1 protein-coding gene is annotated in these 877 nt (G+C 27.1%); it reads left to right on the top strand.

Annotated features, from left to right (window positions below; translation table 11 throughout):
- Nucleotides 1-877 (top strand): lipase family protein (locus tag AJ884_RS10055; protein WP_261660554.1); only part of this gene is annotated, 877 nt, incomplete at both ends.

Here is an 877-nt window from a genome sequence, read left to right as displayed (position 1 = left end):
GACTAAAAATTTCATTCAAAGATATGAGGTTCAATTTCATCAGCCTAACACTACAAGTGGCTTTAGTGCTACTTTGTTTTATGATAAAGAAAAAGATGAATTTATAGTAGGATTTAGGGGAACTGAAACTGATAATTTTATTAGCTCGATTCAAGATATAGTTCAAGACATAACTCTATCCCTCAATGGCAATATCCAATCTTCTTTTCTTTTAGAATTTTTAGAACAAGTAAATAAAATAATCAAAAACAAACACAAAAGAATTATATTTGTAGGACATTCATTGGGTGGGTATTTAGCTCAAATGGCTTTGATATATTGCGATATTAAATATAAAGACAAATTATCTTTTAGCCCTAATGAAGTTTATACTTTTAATTCCCCTAGTGTTTATGGTTGGAATTTTCCTAATATAGCTATCAACCCTAATACTATAAAAATTATGCAAGATCTTTTAGGAAAATACACTATAGATGTTTCAGAAAAAATCACTCATATTTATGATAATGGTAAAATTGAAATCATTGCTTCAGCTCAATATGGTGCAAGCAATGCTTTAGGTATATATACAGGGAAAAATGATCACTCTATAAAACCTCTTGTTAATACTCTCTATTTTTATTCTTATCTTTTAGAATTAGATGCTAACTATAACAAAGTCAAAGATAAAAGCCTTAGTGAATGTATAGAGTATCTTAATCATTTTATGAAAAATATTCAAATTTATACAGAAACTTTTGTGTTAAAAAATAATGCTATTAATAAAAATAGCTCTTTTGGGTTCAATAAAAACCATCCAGAAAAGATTAACCACTTTGAATATTTTCTTTCATTAATAGCCACCATAATGCAAGAAACAAATGGTATTTTAGAAGAG

The sequence above is a fragment of the Campylobacter sp. BCW_6463 genome, assembly GCF_001762785.1.
Lineage (GTDB): Bacteria > Campylobacterota > Campylobacteria > Campylobacterales > Campylobacteraceae > Campylobacter_D > Campylobacter_D jejuni.
This window is presented reverse-complemented; position numbering and strand designations above follow the sequence as displayed.